Genomic DNA, 19,327 nt, shown 5'->3' with positions numbered 1-19,327 from the left:
TCATTCGCCTCAGTCAATTTTGTATTTATTTTGCTTCTTATCTTCATGCTTTTCTTTCGCTAATTCAATTAATCTTTCAATTAATTCAGCATATGTTACGCCCATGTTTTCCCAAAGTCTTGGATACATACTAAAAGCAGTAAAGCCTGGCATCGCATTTGTTTCATTAATAAAAATTTGATTGTCTTCAGTGACAAAGAAATCAGCTCGTAGCAAACCAGAACAATCTGTCGCTTTAAATGCTTCGACTGCCATATTTCTTAATGTTGTTTGTACTTCTTCCTCTAGATCAGCAGGAATATCTAATTTTATTTTTCCATCTTTGTACTTAGCTTTGTAATCATAGAATGCTACTTCTTTAATCACTTCACCTGGCGCAGTTGTTTCAGGATAGTCATTACCAAGTACAGCTACTTCTATTTCTCTCGCATCAATACCTTGTTCAATTACTAATTTACGGTCAAATTGGAATGCTTCTTCAATACCAACTTTCAATTCTTCTTCATTATTACATTTACTAATACCAACACTAGAACCTAAGTTTGCTGGTTTTACAAATACTGGATATTCTAACTTGTCATGTACAAGTTTCAAAATGTTACTTTCATATTTATGATATTCACTTCTTAAAAAGCTCACATAAGGTAGTTGAGGTAATCCTCTATGCGCGAATAATTGTTTCATAACAAGTTTATCCATCGAACTTGAGGCAGCTAAAACACCGTTTCCTACATATGGTATATCTAATACTTCAAACAAACCTTGAATTGTACCATCTTCACCATTCGGTCCATGTAATACTGGGAAAACTGCACTATAGGCGTTCCCTGTGCTACCAATACTAAGTAGTTGAGAGATTTCACCTGCAGCAACATCTGTTAAACGTAAAGTGTCTATTTCATTTATAGTGTCTACGATATTTTCTTTCTTTTTCCAGTCACCTTCATTTGTTATGTAAATGATGTCTATTTGATATTGATCTTTATCTATTGCGTTTAAGACATTTTGTGCTGTTAATATTGAAACATCGTGTTCCGCACTTTTTCCTCCGTATACGATACATACATTTTCTTTAGCCATACTTTAGCCTCCATATACAATTCTTAAACTACATCATATCACGATTTAATATTTTTTTGCATTTGTTAAGTAGTATAAAAACTTTTTATTTTTCAATTTAGTATATGGCACTTTACAATGGATTAAAAGTAATAACTTTAACTCATCAATATATAGTTATCTTATTATAATTTTTCAATTTGGCACCCTACTTCTAGCAATATACATTAAAGTTCGGTAAAATCTATATATATTACAAAGTTAAAGAAAACTAAGCTTTTCAAAGGAGTAAGAAATGAGTACTTCACGTCAATTAAAAAACAACCATTGGATACGGCGAGTCGACTGGACTTTAGTAGGCTTCCTCGTATTGTTAGCAATTATTAGTGTAACAATAATCAACTCAGCTATGGGTGGCGGTCAATATAGCGCCAACTTTGGCATTAGGCAAGTTCTGTATTATGTCCTTGGCGGATTCATAGCATTTTTAATCATGTTAGTTTCACCTAAGAAACTAATGAAATATACATATTTACTGTACTTTCTTTTTTGTGCAGCCTTATTTATATTAATCATTATTCCAGAAACACCGTTCACACCTGTTATAAATGGTGCAAAGAGTTGGTATAAACTAGGTCCAATCAGCGTACAGCCTTCAGAATTTATGAAAATAGTATTGATATTGGCGCTTGCTAAACTAATCTCAAAGCATAATCAATTTACTTTCAATAAATCATTGGAGACAGATTTTAAATTACTGCTGAAAATTTTTGGTATTTCCATTATTCCTATGGGCCTTATCCTACTGCAAAATGACTTGGGCACAACGCTTGTTATTTGCGCCATTATTGTTGGTGTAATTATAGTGAGTGGTATCACATGGAAAATAATTGCACCATTATTTATTACAGTATTTCTCTTAGCATCAAGTATCATCTTATCTATTATTTTCAAGCCATCACTTATAGAGAATAGTTTGGGTATTAAAACTTACCAACTCGGACGCATTAGTTCATGGTTAGATCCTTATACTTATAGTAGTGGCGACGGCTATCATTTAACAGAATCACTTAAAGCCATTGGATCTGGTCAACTATTTGGTAAGGGATTCAATCAAGGTGAAGTATATATCCCTGAAAATCATACTGATTTTATTTTCTCCGTTATTGGAGAAGAGTTTGGATTCATTGGCTCAGTTATTTTAATTCTAGTGTTTTTAGGACTAATGTTTCACCTAGTTAGACTTGCAACTAAAATTGAATCACCATTCAGCAAATTATTTATTATTGGTTACACAGCACTAATTCTATTCCACGTGTTACAAAATATAGGTATGACAATACAATTATTACCTATCACTGGTATTCCATTACCATTTATAAGCTATGGTGGTAGTTCCTTATGGAGTTTAATGTGTGGTATTGGTGTATTATTATCTATTTCTTATCATCAACCAAAACAGTACTCACCTGACGTTCAAAAACAAGCTCAAAAATAAAATCATTTTAATTTTTACTTCTAAAAAATAACTGTTACAATCATCTCAATGATCGTAACAGTTATTTTTTTACCAATTATTTAATAAAACAGGTTTCTGTATAACAAAAAAACGACTAGAGCACACTACTCCAATCGCTTAATTAGGTAACTTTACTATTTCAATTCGTTAGCGGCTTTCACAGTTGTCGGCAAAGTCTGCATAACTTCTAATCTTGATTTGGTTTTCTTTATGTTTACCCCTAATGATGATAATAGTTTAACTACATTTTGAATCTTTTCGTTATCTTTACTCATATCATCACCCCTAAATTACTTGCTTCTACTATATCTTACCCTATTTAATTACTAAATACTACATTATATTCAAAATTTTTTTATTATAACCAAATATTTAGTCAATTTTATTGTATAATTACATCGTAAAAATAGTTTTCCTTTGTGAAATAAGTTTTCAAAAGTAACAAAAATCAGTTAAATTAAAATTGTAGTCTTTTTTTAATATTTCAATTTAATATAAAATTTCATATCCTAAATCATAAACTTCTTTTTCTAAATTATTTAAACTTGCAGGGGTTTCAAAATCAATGGAAATTTTGCTATTATTGCTTTCTATTTCTATGTTGACTTGGTGTACACCGTGTAATTGTTTAAGCTGCTGTTCAATATGTTTTTGTTGTATTTCATTTTCTATACCGGAAATATAAATTACTTTTGTTACCACTACGTTCACCTTGCCTAATCCTTCATTAATTTTTGAAATGTAACCAATAGTTCTTCCATAGCTTCTTCTTGTTGACCTTGCTCTACTTTTTCCATAATACAACTTTTCATATGATGGTCTAATAATTTAGTAGCAACACCATTTAAAGCCGATCGAGTGGCTCTAATTTGTGTGAGCACGTCATCACAATAAACATCTTCATCTACCATGCGGTTAATTGCTCTCACTTGGCCTTCTATACGATTTAATCTTGATTTTAAATTAGATTTAATTTGTTCTGAGTGATGCGCTTTTTGTATTTCCGCCATATATTACACGCCTCCTAATAATTTCAATTATATGATATACCCCTATGCGGTATTAGTCAAATGATAAAACCTTATATTCATGTTACAATAATTAAGACTTTTATAGTACTTTAATTAACTGCAATGCATTTTGGAGGTTTAATATGATAGATATATTTTCTTTAACGTTTAACCACACAAACGTTATTCTTAACATCATTTTTCTTGGCGCATTTATATTAAACCTTATCTTTGCCTTCACAATTATTTTTATGGAACGACGTTCGGCTGGTGCCGTGTGGGCGTGGCTGTTAGTGTTAGTCTTCATACCTATATTAGGCTTTATCATCTATCTATTGTTTGGACGACAAATTCAGCGAGACCGTATTTTCACCTTAGATGAAGAAGATAAAATAGGTATTGAAATGATTGTTAATGAACAATTAGAAGCCTTAAAGAACGATGAATTTTCAAAAGGTAATCATCAAATTGTTAAATTTAAAGATATGGTTCAAATGTTGTTATACAATAATGCTGCCTTTTTAACAACTGATAATGATATTGATATCTTTACAGATGGTAGAGAAAAGTTTGATGCACTTATTAAAGATATAAACGAGGCAAAGGATTATATCCATATCCAATACTATATCTTTAGAAATGATGACTTAGGTAAACGTATTTTAGTAGCGCTCGAGCAAAAACTTGAGCAAGGGTTAGAAGTGAAGATGCTTTATGATGACATGGGCTCACGTAGTTTGTCACTTAAAGATTTTAAATCATTTCGAAACAAAGGTGGTAAAGTTGAAGCCTTTTTCCCTTCTAAATTGCCATTAATCAATTTAAGAGTGAACAATCGAAATCACCGAAAATTAGTGATTATCGATGGACATATTGGTTACATTGGTGGTTTTAATGTTGGTGATGAATATTTAGGATTAAAGAAAAAATTTGGTTACTGGAGAGATACACATTTACGAATTGTTGGCGATGCTGTCAATGCACTTCAATTACGTTTTATGCTTGATTGGAACGTTCAATCAACACGCGATAATTTGAAATACGCTGAACGTTATTTTCCTGATGTGGATTCTGGAGGTACGATTGGTGTCCAAATCGCATCTAGCGGGCCAGACGAAGAATGGGAGCAAATCAAATATGGTTATTTGAAAATGATTACTTCTGCTAAACAATCTATTCATATTCAATCTCCTTACTTTATTCCTGACCAATCATTCTTAGACGCGATAAAAATCGCAGCATTAGGTGGCGTCGATGTGAATATCATGATCCCTAATAAACCTGACCATCCATTTGTATATTGGGCTACCTATAATAACGTAGCATCACTGTTAGATGCAGGTGCCAATATTTTCCATTACGATAATGGATTTTTACATTCAAAAATACTGCTTATAGATGACGAAGTTGCGAGTGTGGGTACTACAAATATGGATCACCGAAGCTTTACTTTAAATTTTGAAATTAATGCTTTTATTTATGACACATTCATAACGAAAGAACTTAAAGCCACTTTTGAGAAAGATTTAGCCTTATCCTATCGACTAACAAAAGAGGAGTATGAGAAGCGAAGTTTGTGGATTAAATTTAAAGAAGGTATTGCAAGACTTATATCACCTATTTTGTAATAATTTAACTCTGTCCAAAGTAATCGATGAACATCAATATTACTTTGGACTTTCTTTATTATAAAGTAAATGATTATACTAAATCACTAGCTTATATAACTTTATTTCTATGAAAAGAGGCGTTTAGATGAATCCGCAAGAAATAGTCAATTCAGCGCAGATATATATGGAGTCATTTCATAAAGAGGATGCAACTGGCCACGATGTCGCTCACGTATTGCGCGTCGTTAAAATGGCAAACTACATTGCGCAACAAGAGCAAGTTGGAAATTTATTAACCATTCAACTAGCTAGTTTATTACATGATACGGTTGACGCTAAACTTACCGACGCTAGTCAAGCAAAACATAGATTAACACAATTTTTGACACAACTTCAGCTGCCAATACAACAGCAAGAAGCTATTCTACATATTATTGAACATATGAGTTATAAAAATGGAGAAAATAATGATATTTCATTATCAATAGAAGGCCAAATTGTACGTGATGCTGATCGCCTCGATGCTATCGGGGCAATTGGAATCGCTCGTACTTTCCAATATGCTGGTCATTTTGGAGAACCCATGTGGATTGAAGGAGCATGCAACGATATTTTGTCTAACAAAGAAATCGATAATAAAAATGTTCCAGCATCAGCTATTAAACATTTTTATGAAAAACTGTTTAAACTTAAAGCTTTAATGCATACACCAACTGCTAAACGAATTGCACAACAGAGACACGAATATATGGAAATATTTGTAACTCAATTTTTTAATGAATGGTATTTCAAATAATACAAAAAAGTCATCGTAGTTTAAAACTACGATGACTTTTCATTACAAATTTATTTAAAATTTAAATAATTTATTTTTTCTTATTTTTCTTAGAAACAACTTGTGTGTTTTTACCTTTACTCGCTGTTTCAGCTTTGTTTTTCTCCATAGCTTCAATCATTGGTGCTACTTCTTTTTTAGCAAGTTTAGAATAATGCATATTCGCTACTTGTGTTTGTACAATCAAGAATGCGGCACTGACTGACCAGTATAGACCTAATGCTGATGCAGAACTTAATGAAATCCACACAATCATAATTGGCGAAATAATCATCATCATATAACCCATTTGACGCTGTTCGTTTGGCATACTCTTACTTGAAACATAAGCTTGTAAGAAGTATAAAACACCTGCTATAATCGTAATCCAAATATCTGGTTGAGCTAAGTTAAACCATAAGAAATCAGGGTGTTCAGTGAAACCACCACTTGAAGGATATTTCAATACGAAGAAAAGACCCATGATGATTGGCATTTGAAGCAAGATTGGTAAACAACCTAACATGCTCTTCATCGGATTCATATCATATTTCTTGTAAACTTCCATCATTTCTTGGTTAGCTGCCATTTTTTCTTCTTGCGTACGTGAACGCTTAACTTTTTCTTGAATTGCATCAATATCCGGTTTAGCAACTTTCATTTTTTCACGCATCATGTGACTGTTTTTATAATTCGATAACATGAATGGTAATAATATGATACGCATCGCCAATACAATGACAATAATTGCTAGTCCATAGTCGTTATTAAAACTAGTTCCTAACCAATGTATAAGACTGTCCATTGGATTTACGAACGTATTATAGAAAAACCCATCTCTATTTTCAGGTTTAGAATAGTCACAACCTGCTAAAAAGACCATTACACCTAATAATAAAGGGAGTAGCGCTTTCTTCTTCATTTTTCCACCTCTAATGATTTATTCACATAGAATTTATTTTATCATACTCATAGGGAAGTAGAAAACAAAAAAAGAAATTTTTATACATTATTCAACAGTTTTTAAAAATTGTCTTACTGATTCACTTATATTTTGACTTTTAGCAATAGCCGAAATAATTGATATACCATCTGCCCCAGCATGAATTATAGATGGTGTATTATCTAAATTGATGCCACCAATCGCAACAATCGGAAAATCATTAACGTAATGTCTTAATTGTGTAATCATTTCTGGACCAACTGGCAAACTTGCATCATCTTTAGATGTCGTAGCAAACATTGGACCAACGCCTATATAATCGACATATTTCAAATCAGAATTTAAGTATTCATCTACATCACCTACACTCAGACCAATGATTTTATTTTCAAATTGTTGTGCAAATTCATTTACTTCTAAATCATTTTGCCCTACATGAATACCATCTGCATCAATATCTTTAGCTAAACTGACATCATCATTTACTATAAAAGGTACATCGTATTGATGGCACAACGAAAGTAATTGTTTTGCCATCCTCACTTTATCATCACCTACTAATGCAGTTTCCCCTTTCTCTCTATACTGAAATAGTGTTATACCTGCTTCTAAAGCTTCAGTTACAACATCAATAATCGATTCACCTTCTGCAACATCTTGCGTGCCACAAATAAAATAAAGTTTTAGCTTACTTTTATCAAACATTATTGCACCTCTTGACTGCGTATTAAATTCAAATAATCATCATATGTGATTTGATATAAAGCATTTATTAATTCAACCATAAATGTGCCAGGCCCTCGATTATCCGAAATTTTTTCAGCTTGTTCAGCAGCAATATTATATATAGTAACTGCTTCTACCAATTGATTTAATTGTGGCTGCTGCTTGGATTCTAAAAAGCTCGCTATCACAGCGCCTAATAAACAACCTGCACCTGTGATTTTTGCAAGCATAGGCGAACCATTAGCAAGTTTCAGAATTTTATCTTCATGCATTACAATATCTTCTTTACCTGTGATAACAATCGCTGTCCCAAATTGTGTATGAGCTTTTTTAGCAATAGTCACAGCATCCAGATTTATATCACTATCTGTACCTTTCATCTGTGTATCATTATCAATTAGTGTTAAAATTTCTGAGGCGTTACCTTTGATAGCTGCTACCCTAACCTCACTTAAAAATGTCTCACAGAAATCTTTGCGATATTGTGATGCACCTACAGCAACAGGATCAAAGACGATTGGTGTTCCAATTTGATTAGCTACCTTCGCAATTTTTAAAATGTCTGACTCTCTATCTTTAGTCAGCGTGCCAATATTAATCAGTAAAGCATTCGCGTGAGTTAACATATCTGACGCTTCCTCTGGTGCTTCACTCATTGCTGGACTTGCTCCTAAACTTAATAAGCCATTTGCTGTAAAATTTTTAACAACATCGTTTGTATAACAAATAACTAACGGGTTACTATTTCTGAGTGCTTCTAAATTATTCATCATCTAATCCTACCTCTTTCATATATGCAAAATGATTAACTGGTCCTCTACCTTGACCAATTTCAGGTGTGTGTTTAATGCTTAAAGAAATGAACTGTTTTGCTTTTTTCACTGCTTCATATATTGTTTTACCTTTTGCTAATTCTGCAGTAATCACTGCCGAAAAAGTACACCCTGTACCATGCGTATGTTTTGTATCAAATCGAGGTTCTTCAAAAGTATATACATTTTCATTAGTGAATAAATAATCTTTAGCGAAGTCTAAATCCTCTGAATGTCCACCTTTGATAACAACACCTTTACTACCAATTTCATTAATGAAAATGTCGCCTGCTTTATAAATTGATGATTCGTCTTGTATCGTTAATTCTGTTATTTCCTCTGCTTCGGGCAAGTTTGGTGTTGCCACAGCAGCATAAGGCAATAAAATATTTTGCAAGTCAGCTTTAGCATCCTCATCCATCAACGAGTCACCACTTTTAGCTAACATTACAGGATCTATCACATAAGGAATCTCTGGATATTGCTTTAAATAATATTGTATTAATTCCATCATTTCTTTTGAAGCTATCATACCTGTTTTCAACGCATGAGGTAACTCATCATCAAAGATACTTTCTAATTGCTCGGATAACCAACTTGTTTCTATGTTATGAATATGTTGAACGCCTTTTGTGTTTTGCGCTACGATACTCGTTATCGCAGCCATACCGTATACGCCACAAGCATGAAACGATTTTAAATCTGCCATGACACCTGCGCCACCCGTTGGGTCAGTGCCTGCTATAGTTAAAGCAATTTTAGGTTTATTCATTATTAACCCCTCCATAAGGCCATTCTTCTTCAGTGAATGACATATTAAAAAATTTGCGTTCATGGACTGTACTCTGTAAGAAACAATCTTTGATGTCAGCTTTCTCTTGTTTCGTGCAATTTTGTGTCAATTTATCCATTAAATTATCAAAAATATGCACAAGTTGATCCATTTCGGTACTATAAAATTCAAACCATTTTGACAAAATAGAATTGGTATTCAAAGTTTGGTCTTGTAACGCTTGTTGTGCAATAACTTGATATACGTATGGACAAGGCGCCATGGCAGCAATTGTGTATGCTGCATTTTCTTTAGCAAAAGCATTAAAATACATGTGCTTAATATAATGATCGCCGCTCGGTGGCCAAACTTTCTCTTGTACTATTTCATTGTAAGGTTCATTTACATATTCAGCCAATATTTCGTGTGCCGCTACTTCTCCATCAACAATAAATTGTATCTGTTCAACTAAAAATTTTACATCTTCCATTTGCTCCATTTTAGGTATGAGTAATGCGTAAATATTAGCAAACTCTTTTAAATAAGATGCATCTGCTCTTAAATAAAATTTAGTAGCATCCTTAGATAAATGACCTTGTAACATTTCTTGTATAAATGGGTCATTATAAATGTCATCAATAATTGGCTTGGCATCTATTTTTAATTCTTTTGAAAATAACACGTTAAGTCCTCCTAAATATAAAAAAACTACATTCCAAGTAAGAATGTAGTTAATTAATAGAAAGGCTAAGCAATTCAATTATAAATTAAACTACTTTCCTACGTTGGCATTAACCAAATCAGGTCGTAAGGGTCTGAACAGAATCATCTCAGCCATAAAGGCTCCCCTAGTAGATTTTCATATATTATTATTTCTTTAAACATAACAAATGTAGTGTGACATTGCAAAAGAACGTACTTCAATGAAACGTCTATGTTGTAAATTTTATAGCGATGACACAGTAACTACAAGCTGTAGTTGTATTAGTGGAAATCGTGGACAAAAAATGCCAACAAAGTCGGTGACTTTGTTGGCATACGTTTATAGTATTTATAGTTATTACTGACTAAATTATGCAGTAACCCATTGTGAAGCGCCAACTTCATTGTAAAGTTTAACTGCTGCAGCATCTTGTACTGATTCAGGTGCTTCTGTTGGAGATACACCTTGGTAAGCTGCTGGAGCTACTGAATCCCAAGTGCTTTGTAAGAATTGATATTTACCTGCTGCACCTGATGATGGGTTAACAGCTTTAAGATCGCCGCCTGATTCACGTTGAGCGATTGCTTGTAAATGAGAGTTAACATTTACTGATGAACCACTTGAAGCTTCACTTGAGCTTGATTCTTTTGAAGTAGACTCTTGTTGTGGTTGTTGAGTTGTTTCAGTTTTTGGTGCTTCTTGTTGAGCTGGTTCTGCAGCTTGTTCAGCTGGTGCTGATTGTTGTGCTGGCTCAGCTGATTGTTCTGCTGGTGCTTCTTGTTGTGCAGGTGCTTCAGTTGATCCTCCGCCAAAGCTCCAGCTAAAGTTTGTACCATCTGATTCAAAGCTATAGTCTGTACCATTATAATTGAAATCTATGTCATAAGCGCCTTCTTGTACAGGTGCTTCATTTAATTGTTCTGAGTTTGATTGAGCTAATTGAGCTAATTCTGCTTTGTCTACGCCTTGTTCTGAAGCGTCAGCTGAATTTGCTGCTCCTGTTACGCCTAATCCTAGTGCTAAAGTTGATGCGATTACTGTTTTTTTCATTGTTAAAAAGTCCTCCTATAAGGTGATTAATTTATTTTATGATTAATTTGCAAGTACAACTATATCATTCAAAAGTTCTTTGTAGGTTACAGTGAAATAAAAAAACAAACCTTTTTTTTACAACCTAATTACATCACCAATACTCATTTTTATGTATATTTAAGCATATAAGTACTACCATGATAACCTTTTGAACTATAATTGACTTTATACCCTTGTAATATTTTCGTAATTAAACTGATTATTCTGTATTATGTAAATGCTATAAATCGCATTTTCAAGAAGTTTTGTGAATTGAATTTTACAGTACTTTTACGTTCACTTATTTTTTAGATGTATATATGGATAGATATAATATGTAAAGCTATTCCTCTAGATTGGGCATTATTAAGAGGAATAGCCTGAAAGAAGTATAATTGATAGTAGGATTTAATGTATATTAATTGGAATAGTTTAATGTGGGATAAATTTTAAGTGGGAGTTTTATACAATTTCGTATATATCATTTTCTTGAATATTAATTTCGTTGAATGATTCATGATCTTGCTCTAATGGGAATGGCTCAAAAAGTTCATCCGTTTCATTTTTAGTTCGTGGAGACATGAATTTAATTGTTTCGATATAAAGTTCTGATACAAAATGCATCTGTCCTTCTTTTTCAAATTTACGTGATTGCATTTGTCCAGTAATACCTACAAGTGATCCTTGATTGATATACTTTTCAATATTGTCAGCAATTTTACCAAATGCTTTACAATACAAATAATCACAGACTGTATTTTGATCTTTATCTTTATAATTTCTATTTACTGCTACACAAAAGGTAGCTAACTTCTTCCCCTCCTTTTCATAAATTTTGGGATCTTTTGTTAATCGTCCTACAATGACGATGTTATTTATCATAGGTCACCTCCTTTGTGTTTTAATCATAATTAAATTTATAAATTGAGTCAAAACTCATATTTTCATAAACCAAAAAGTAAATTACTACTAATTTCTACAAATTTCACCTTTCTCTTTTGAAATTACGTTATAATGATTATATAAATGCAATTATAGTAGATTTTAAATTAATCAATTGGATGTGAAGACGATGAAAACATTTAAAGCCGTTCGATTTCAAATCGTATCAGAAAATGGCGGAGTTACTGAATATGAATTAGAAGATGGAGTCATTATAAATAAAGAAAATAGTGGTACTGGCTGGTTGCTTGAAATCGTCATTTCAGACTTCCATTATGAAACCATGAAACAATATATGAATAATGAAGATCTCTTGGATATTCGTGTTGTCATTACACGTCCAGCTAATGACCCTGCGTTATTTGACGCAACAATTAAAAATATCAGCCAATTAGATGGCACTATTTCTGTAGTATTTGAATGTCACATCTATACTTTGAGACAAGTTTATGCAGAAAGCTTATTAGAACAGTTGATTGATGAAGGCTTAACTGGTGAAGAATTGAAAAAATCATTTAATCGAATGATGCAATCTAAACCAAGACTTAAAGATGAAAAATTCGAAAAGTAAAGTAAATATTAAACACAAAAATGCCTTAAGGATTTAGTGGAATTCACAAATCCTTAAGGCATTTTTATTTATGCTTTATCTTGTATTGCAAATGTTAATTCACAACTACATGCAAGTTGACCATCAACAGTTGCTTTCGCAGTCCCTTTTCCAATTGGTCCACGCATCTTCGTAATTTCAACTTCTAATTGTAAAGTATCACCTGGTGTGACTTGTTTCTTAAATCGACATTTATCGATTCCTGCAAATAATGCAAGTTTGCCTTTATTTGCATCACTATTTAAAATAGCTACCGCACCTGTTTGTGCTAAGGCTTCGGTAATTAATACGCCTGGCATAACTGCAAATTCAGGAAAATGCCCTTGGAAAAACGGCTCATTTCCAGAAACTTGTTTAATAGCTACACATCGTTCGCCTTCTTCGTATTCAATCACGCGATCAATTAATAAAAATGGTTGTCTGTGTGGAATAATATCTTTAATCTGATTATAATCGAAAATTGTCTCCATTATTTGCTTCCTCCAAATCTTCTTTCGTTGCGAGTTTTATATTAATACATTGAAGTATTATTTTTGTGTACGTTTGATATCGGCACCTAAAGATTTTAATTTACCATGTAAATCAACATAACCTCTATCTAAGTGTATTAACTCAGTAACTTGGGTTGTTCCATCAGCTACAAGTCCTGCTAAAATAAGGGCGGCTGCTGCACGTAAATCTGTTGCTTTTACTTGAGCACCTTGAAGTTCACTTTTACCTTCAATTTTTGCGCTTCTGCCTTCAACTTGTATTTTAGCATTCATGCGTTTGAATTCTCCAACATGCATAAATCTATTTTCAAAAACTGTTTCAGTCACTACTTTATGACCGTCTGCTGTAAGTAACAATGCCATCATTTGCGATTGCATATCAGTTGGAAAACCTGGGTGAGGTAGTGTTTTAATATCTACAGGATTTAATGGGCCGTCTGCTGTAACACGTATCGTGTCACCTTGATAATCTAAGTTTACGCCCATTTCTTCTAATTTATAAACTAAACTTGTCATGTGTTCTTTGATAGCTCCGTTTACAATTATATCACCACGTGTAATTGCTCCTGCAATAAGTAGCGTTCCTGCTTCAATTCTGTCAGGGATAATTGAATGTTCTACACCATGTAATGCTTCAACCCCGTGAATAGTTATCGTATCCGTACCTGCGCCTACTACATTACCGCCCATTTCATTGATATAGTTTGCTAAATCAACAATCTCTGGTTCACGTGCCACGTTTTCTAACACTGTTTTACCTTCAGCTAATGATGCAGCCATAATGATATTCTGAGTCGCTCCTACACTTGGAAAATCTAAGTGAATTGATGTACCTTTCAATCCATTTTCAGTGCTGGCATAAATAAAACCACCATCCATATGGATATCGGCACCCAACTCTTCAAAGCCTTTGATATGTTGTTCGATAGGTCTTGAACCAATTGCACAACCACCTGGCAATGCAACTTTTGCATGACCTAGACGAGCTAATAATGGACCCATTACAAGTATACTTGCTCTCATTTTGCTCACATACTCATATGGTGCCTCTTCATTTAATTCCTTTGTGGCATCAACAGTGACAGATTCTTCTTCTTTATTGTATGAAACATCTGCATTTAATGTTGAAATTACATTATTAATCGTCTCCACATCACTAAGTGCTGGTACATTCATAAGTTTACTAACACCTTTTGATGCTAATAGTGAAGCAGTTAATACTGGTAATACAGCATTTTTTGCACCTGATACTTTCACTTCACCAGTTAATCTATTTCCACCATTAATCTCTATCATATCCATCTTAAATCCTCCACTTAACTACTTTTATATTTCATTAAAATTCATCTTTTTTATGTACTCTTAAATTATTATATCTGTAAACCAAACAAATATACAGATATTTGAATTATTGTGCTAAATATTTTATTTGAGTTGAAAATTGTAGTAAATCTACAATAAAATTACTTACTGCTGTACCTAATAATATTGCTAAAAATATCATACATATCTGGACTTGAACTGGATACCCTTTTTTAAAAAATTGATCTAACCTTATTGAGTTAAGTGCCCAATAAGCAACACAAATACAAAGCACATGTAAGATAAGATGTACAACTGAGAACTGTCCTAAATACTCCATAAGCCATGCTCCTCACTTCATACTATTCAACTATTTTACACGAAATTGGCTCTAAAAGATACTTAAGAACAACGGTAAATCCCCTAATATAACTAAATGTTATATTTTGCTATTCCCTAATAGCATAAAAGATATTCATATTAAATATAAAGATAAAAATATTTTATGTATATCTCGTAATAAAATTTTCTATATAGGAATTAAAATCGTTTATTTATAGGACATCCTTCAATAAAATAATGATTTGCGAGGATATTAATGCGTTTTATAATCAAAAAAATGAAGTTCCTTCTATTAGGAACTTCAAATTTCAAATAATATTTATTGTAAGTTAGCGACACGAATACGGTTGTTAGCACGTTCTAACGCACGCTTAGCTCTACTAATATCACTATTATCTTCTTCATTATTTATATGAGATTCTGCTCTAGATTTAGCTAACTCTGCTCTAGCTACATCTATTTCGTTAGCAGGTTCTGCAGTTTGTACAATAACCGATAATTTATCTTGTCTAACCTCAACAAAACCTTCACTCACTGCAATATATTCTGAACCATTATCAAAGTTAATTTTGACATAGCCAATTTCAAGTGCTGCAACTGTTGGAATATGTCCATACATGACACCGATCTCACCTGCAGTAGTTTGGAACACTGCAAGATTAACATCTTCTCGGTTGTTAACAGAACCATTAGGAGTGACAATATTTAGGCTTAATGTGTTCATTATCCATACCTCCTAATTTTTAAACTTCAACACCCATGTCTTTAGCTTTAGCAATTACTTCTTCCATACTACCAACAAGACGGAATGCATCTTCAGGGATATGGTCGTAATCACCATCTAAAATTGCTTTGAAACCTTCTACAGTTTTTTGAACTGGAACGTAAGAACCTTTTTGACCAGTGAATTGTTCTGCTACGTGGAAGTTTTGTGATAAGAAGAACTGAATACGACGTGCGCGTTCTACAGTTAGTTTATCTTCTTCCGATAATTCATCCATACCTAAAATAGCAATGATGTCTTGTAACTCTCTATATTTTTGTAAAGTAGATTGTACATCACGTGCTATTTCATAATGTTCTTGTCCAACAATCGTTGGGTCAAGTGCTCTTGAAGTAGATGCTAACGGATCAACCGCAGGATAAATACCCATTTCAGTTAATTTACGTTCTAAGTTTGTAGTTGCATCTAAGTGAGCAAATACTGCTGCTGGCGCAGGGTCAGTATAGTCATCGGCAGGTACGAATACCGCTTGGATTGAAGTAACCGAACCTTTGTTTGTTGATGTAATACGTTCTTGTAATTGTCCCATTTCCGTACCTAATGTTGGTTGATACCCAACAGCTGAAGGCATACGACCTAACAATGCTGATACTTCTGAACCAGCTTGTGTAAATCTGAAAATGTTATCAACGAATAGTAATACATCTTGTCCTTGTTCGTCACGGAAATATTCTGCCATTGTTAAACCAGATAATGCTACGCGCATACGTGCACCAGGCGGTTCGTTCATTTGACCGAATACCATTGCAGTTTTCTTAATAACACCACTTTCACTCATCTCGAAGTATAAGTCATTACCTTCACGTGTACGTTCACCAACACCGGCAAATACAGAGATACCACCATGTTCTTGAGCAATGTTATTAATTAATTCTTGAATTAATACAGTTTTACCAACACCGGCTCCACCGAATAAACCGATTTTACCACCTTTGATATATGGTGCTAATAAATCGATAACTTTAATTCCTGTTTCTAAAATTTCAACTTTAGTAGATAATTCATCGAATGCAGGTGCTTCTCTATGAATTGGATCACGTCGAACTGAATTTTCGATTTTTTCATCTAAATCAATTGTATCGCCAAGTACATTGAATACTCGACCTAGTGTAATATCTCCAACTGGTACGCTGATACTTTCACCACTATCTCGAACTTCTGTACCACGTTTAACACCATCAGTTGAATCCATTGCAATCGTACGTACTACATTATCGCCAAGTTGTAATGCAACTTCTAATGTAAGCGTGACAGTACCTTCATCTCTTTCAACGTCGACTGTTAAAGCATTGTTAATTTCTGGAACTTCATTGTGCTCAAAGCGAACATCAATTACTGGACCCATAATTTGTGTTACACGGCCTAATCCCATGCTTTTTTGCCTCCTTTAATAATTATTCAAGCGCAACTGATCCACCAACAATTTCAGTAATTTGTTGAGTGATTTCTGCTTGTCTAGCTCTGTTATATTCAATTGATAAATCATCAATAATCTCTGTCGCATTATCAGATGCATTTTTCATAGCAGTCATACGAGTCGCATGCTCACTTGCTTTCGCATCTAAAATCGTTCCATATATTAAACTCTCTACATATTGAGGTAGAATAACGCTTAAGATTGCTTCTTTGTCTGGCTCAAATTCATATGAAGACATTTGACCATGTCCTAAACTTGAATCTTCTGGAGACAATGGAAGTACAGTTTTCATGGAAGGTGTATTTTCTAATACACTGACGAAATGACTATAGTAGATTTTAACCTCATCTACTGCTTCATCGCTATATAAATCTACCGCTTTTTTAGCGATAGCTTGTATTTCTTTAAATGAAGGTTGATCAGGTACTTCAACAAGTGAATCATGAACTTCATAACCTTTATTTTTAAGGAAATCCACACCAGTTTGTCCTAAGACTAAAATTGAATATTCATCTTTACTAGCATGCTTATTCTCAATATCGTTAACTAAATGCTTCAATACATTTGCATTATACGCGCCTGCCAATCCTTGATCACTTGTAATGACAATATAGCCACTTTTCTTCACTTCACGTTGTTGTAACATTGGGTGACTTGAATTTTTATCTGCACCAGCAACCGCAGTAATTGCATCTTGCATTTTTTCCATATAAGGTCTGAATTGATTTGTATTTCTTTCAGCACGACGCAATTTTGAACTTGAAACCATGTTCATTGCTTTCGTAATTTGTTTCATTTTTTTAGTTGATTTTATACGTGTATCAATCTCTTTAAGAGATCCCATTATCTCACCACCTTTTATTTACTATAACTACTATGCTTCTGTTTTACTGAAACTTTTTTTAAATTCAGTAATAGCTGATTCAAATGCATCTTCGTTAGGTAAAGCACCAGAAGTTTTGATTTCGTCTAATAATTCAGAGGCATTTGATTTCGCCCATTGATTTAATTCTGATTCAAAACGAGTGATGTCTTCAACTGGAATATCATCTAAATAACCTTTAGTTAGAGCATAAATAATTAATACTTGATTCTCTACAGGTAGTGGTTGGTTTTTATCTTGTTTTAAAATTTCTACAGTACGTTTACCACGTTCTAATTTTTGTGCAGTAAATTCATCTAAATCAGAACCAAATTGAGCAAATGATTCTAATTCACGGAACGATGCTAAGTCTAAACGTAAAGTACCGGCAACTTTTTTCATTGCTTTAATCTGTGCAGAACCACCAACACGTGATACTGACTGACCAGCATTGATTGCAGGTCTTACACCAGAGAAGAATAAATCTGATTGTAAGAAAATTTGTCCATCAGTGATTGAAATAACGTTTGTTGGTACATATGCTGCGATATCGCCAGCTTGTGTTTCGATAATTGGTAATGCAGTAATTGAACCGCCACCTAATTCATCGTTTAATTTTGCTGCTCTTTCTAACAATCTACTATGTAAGTAGAACACGTCACCAGGGTAAGCTTCACGGCCTGGAGGTCTACGTAATAGTAATGATAATTCACGATAAGCCGCAGCTTGTTTTGTTAAATCATCATAAACTATTAATACATCCTTACCATCGAACATAAATTCTTCAGCCATAGCTACACCAGAATACGGTGCAATATAAAGCATCGGTGCCGGATCAGCTGCAGAAGCAGAAACAATAATTGTATAATCCAATGCACCTTCCTGGCGTAATTTTTCAACGTTCGTACGTACAGTTGAATCTTTTTGACCGATTGCAACATAAATACAAATCGTATCTTGATCTTTTTGGTTTAAAATCGTATCAATTGCAACTGTCGTTTTACCAGTTTGACGGTCACCTATTATTAATTCACGTTGTCCACGGCCAATTGGTACTAATGCGTCAATCGCTTTAATACCCGTTTGTAATGGTTCATCAACTGATTTACGATCCATTACACCAGTTGCTTTTTTCTCAACTGGACGTGTCTTTGTTGTGTTAGCAGGACCTTGTCCATCTATTGGTTGTCCTAATGGGTTAACAACACGGCCAAGTAATTCTTCACCAACAGGAACTTCCATAATACGTCCAGTACGTTTTACTTCGTCCCCTTCTTTTATGTCATCGTAAGGGCCTAAAATTACGACACCTACATTTGACTCTTCTAAGTTTTGTGCTAAACCTAGAACGCCGCTATTAAATTCTACTAGCTCACCAGCCATAACATCATTTAATCCGTGGATTAATGCTATACCATCACCTATTTGTAGTACTGTACCTACATCAGTAACAGCCATTTCTGACTCATAATTTTCTATTTGTGAGCGAAGTAATGCACTGATTTCTTCAGCTTTAATGGCCATCTATGTCACTCCTT

Annotated in this window: 22 protein-coding genes and 1 riboswitch; of the genes, 4 read left to right on the top strand and 18 right to left on the bottom strand. The window is 33.6% G+C overall.

Annotated elements, in window-relative coordinates; all coding sequences use genetic code 11:
• Positions 1-9: 9 nt before the first annotated feature.
• A complete protein-coding gene (locus tag MHB47_RS04415) occupies positions 10-1,080 on the bottom strand; it encodes a D-alanine--D-alanine ligase (protein WP_340755356.1) in 1,071 nt (356 codons plus the stop codon).
• A gap of 274 nt (positions 1,081-1,354) precedes the next feature.
• On the opposite strand from MHB47_RS04415, the gene rodA reads away from it, so the two are divergent.
• A complete protein-coding gene (gene rodA / locus MHB47_RS04410) occupies positions 1,355-2,557 on the top strand; it encodes a rod shape-determining protein RodA (protein WP_002507099.1) in 1,203 nt (400 codons plus the stop codon).
• Between the two features lie 155 nt (positions 2,558-2,712).
• Here the strand turns inward: rodA and MHB47_RS04405 are convergent, their stop codons facing one another.
• The 3 genes from MHB47_RS04405 to csoR all read right to left on the bottom strand — a co-directional run bounded on the left by MHB47_RS04405 (position 2,713) and on the right by csoR (position 3,588).
• Positions 2,713-2,853 carry an Lmo0850 family protein gene (locus MHB47_RS04405; protein ID WP_002507098.1) on the bottom strand — a complete coding sequence of 47 codons (141 nt, stop codon included), beginning with the start codon at positions 2,851-2,853 and terminating at the stop codon, positions 2,713-2,715.
• A 214-nt stretch (positions 2,854-3,067) separates the two neighbouring features.
• Complete coding sequence (gene csoZ, locus MHB47_RS04400; RefSeq protein ID WP_340755354.1) at positions 3,068-3,280, bottom strand: putative copper chaperone CsoZ; 213 nt, start codon at positions 3,278-3,280, stop codon at positions 3,068-3,070.
• A 14-nt stretch (positions 3,281-3,294) separates the two neighbouring features.
• Positions 3,295-3,588, bottom strand: coding sequence for a copper-sensing transcriptional repressor CsoR (csoR, locus tag MHB47_RS04395; RefSeq protein WP_002507096.1), 294 nt, complete (start codon positions 3,586-3,588; stop codon positions 3,295-3,297).
• 143 nt (positions 3,589-3,731) lie between these two features.
• On the opposite strand from csoR, the gene cls reads away from it, so the two are divergent.
• On the top strand, positions 3,732-5,216 hold the full coding sequence (gene cls / locus MHB47_RS04390) for a cardiolipin synthase (protein ID WP_340755352.1): 1,485 nt from the start codon (positions 3,732-3,734) through the stop codon (positions 5,214-5,216).
• A 127-nt stretch (positions 5,217-5,343) separates the two neighbouring features.
• Positions 5,344-5,994: an HD domain-containing protein gene (locus MHB47_RS04385; RefSeq protein WP_340755350.1), complete on the top strand. Its 651-nt coding sequence runs from the start codon at positions 5,344-5,346 to the stop codon at positions 5,992-5,994.
• Between the two features lie 70 nt (positions 5,995-6,064).
• Here the strand turns inward: MHB47_RS04385 and yidC are convergent, their stop codons facing one another.
• The 7 genes from yidC to MHB47_RS04350 form a co-directional block, all read right to left on the bottom strand.
• The gene (gene yidC, locus MHB47_RS04380; RefSeq protein WP_002507093.1) at positions 6,065-6,934 is read right to left on the bottom strand and encodes a membrane protein insertase YidC; all 870 of its coding nucleotides are present in this window, start codon (positions 6,932-6,934) and stop codon (positions 6,065-6,067) included.
• Positions 6,935-7,021: 87 nt separating this feature from the next.
• Complete coding sequence (gene thiE / locus MHB47_RS04375; protein WP_340755348.1) at positions 7,022-7,660, bottom strand: thiamine phosphate synthase; 639 nt, start codon at positions 7,658-7,660, stop codon at positions 7,022-7,024.
• A complete protein-coding gene (thiM, locus tag MHB47_RS04370) occupies positions 7,660-8,451 on the bottom strand; it encodes a hydroxyethylthiazole kinase (protein WP_340757274.1) in 792 nt (263 codons plus the stop codon). Before thiM ends, thiE begins: the two co-directional genes overlap by 1 nt.
• Entirely contained in the window at positions 8,444-9,265 is an 822-nt protein-coding gene (gene thiD, locus MHB47_RS04365) for a bifunctional hydroxymethylpyrimidine kinase/phosphomethylpyrimidine kinase (RefSeq protein WP_340755346.1), read from the bottom strand. Before thiD ends, thiM begins: the two co-directional genes overlap by 8 nt.
• Positions 9,258-9,947, bottom strand: a complete 690-nt coding sequence (gene tenA / locus MHB47_RS04360; protein WP_340755344.1) for a thiaminase II — start codon at positions 9,945-9,947, stop codon at positions 9,258-9,260. Before tenA ends, thiD begins: the two co-directional genes overlap by 8 nt.
• 78 nt (positions 9,948-10,025) lie before the next feature.
• A riboswitch (TPP riboswitch) is annotated at positions 10,026-10,125 on the bottom strand.
• Between the two features lie 212 nt (positions 10,126-10,337).
• Positions 10,338-11,018, bottom strand: coding sequence for a transglycosylase family protein (locus MHB47_RS04355; RefSeq protein WP_340755342.1), 681 nt, complete (start codon positions 11,016-11,018; stop codon positions 10,338-10,340).
• Between the two features lie 483 nt (positions 11,019-11,501).
• Positions 11,502-11,921, bottom strand: coding sequence for a single-stranded DNA-binding protein (locus tag MHB47_RS04350; RefSeq protein WP_002507087.1), 420 nt, complete (start codon positions 11,919-11,921; stop codon positions 11,502-11,504).
• A 190-nt stretch (positions 11,922-12,111) separates the two neighbouring features.
• On the opposite strand from MHB47_RS04350, the gene MHB47_RS04345 reads away from it, so the two are divergent.
• On the top strand, positions 12,112-12,552 hold the full coding sequence (locus tag MHB47_RS04345; RefSeq protein WP_318420564.1) for a YwpF-like family protein: 441 nt from the start codon (positions 12,112-12,114) through the stop codon (positions 12,550-12,552).
• A gap of 68 nt (positions 12,553-12,620) precedes the next feature.
• On the opposite strand, the gene fabZ is transcribed toward MHB47_RS04345, so the two are convergent.
• The 7 genes from fabZ to atpA form a co-directional block, all read right to left on the bottom strand.
• Complete coding sequence (gene fabZ / locus MHB47_RS04340; protein WP_002507085.1) at positions 12,621-13,061, bottom strand: 3-hydroxyacyl-ACP dehydratase FabZ; 441 nt, start codon at positions 13,059-13,061, stop codon at positions 12,621-12,623.
• A 57-nt stretch (positions 13,062-13,118) separates the two neighbouring features.
• Positions 13,119-14,384, bottom strand: coding sequence for a UDP-N-acetylglucosamine 1-carboxyvinyltransferase (murA, locus tag MHB47_RS04335; protein WP_046466131.1), 1,266 nt, complete (start codon positions 14,382-14,384; stop codon positions 13,119-13,121).
• Positions 14,385-14,490: 106 nt separating this feature from the next.
• Positions 14,491-14,724, bottom strand: coding sequence for a DUF1146 family protein (locus MHB47_RS04330; RefSeq protein ID WP_002507083.1), 234 nt, complete (start codon positions 14,722-14,724; stop codon positions 14,491-14,493).
• A 321-nt stretch (positions 14,725-15,045) separates the two neighbouring features.
• Positions 15,046-15,450, bottom strand: coding sequence for a F0F1 ATP synthase subunit epsilon (locus tag MHB47_RS04325; protein ID WP_002507082.1), 405 nt, complete (start codon positions 15,448-15,450; stop codon positions 15,046-15,048).
• 19 nt (positions 15,451-15,469) lie between these two features.
• On the bottom strand, positions 15,470-16,882 hold the full coding sequence (gene atpD / locus MHB47_RS04320) for a F0F1 ATP synthase subunit beta (protein WP_340755336.1): 1,413 nt from the start codon (positions 16,880-16,882) through the stop codon (positions 15,470-15,472).
• 22 nt (positions 16,883-16,904) lie between these two features.
• Complete coding sequence (atpG, locus tag MHB47_RS04315; RefSeq protein ID WP_340755334.1) at positions 16,905-17,771, bottom strand: ATP synthase F1 subunit gamma; 867 nt, start codon at positions 17,769-17,771, stop codon at positions 16,905-16,907.
• A 30-nt stretch (positions 17,772-17,801) separates the two neighbouring features.
• Positions 17,802-19,313 carry a F0F1 ATP synthase subunit alpha gene (gene atpA, locus MHB47_RS04310; RefSeq protein ID WP_002507079.1) on the bottom strand — a complete coding sequence of 504 codons (1,512 nt, stop codon included), beginning with the start codon at positions 19,311-19,313 and terminating at the stop codon, positions 17,802-17,804.
• Between the last annotated feature and the right edge of the window lie 14 nt (positions 19,314-19,327).

It is taken from the genome of Staphylococcus sp. FSL K6-3157, from assembly GCF_038005145.1.
Classification (GTDB): Bacteria; Bacillota; Bacilli; order Staphylococcales; family Staphylococcaceae; genus Staphylococcus; species Staphylococcus equorum.
Note: the sequence above shows the minus strand (reverse complement) of the source record. Positions and strands in the feature narration are given on the sequence as shown.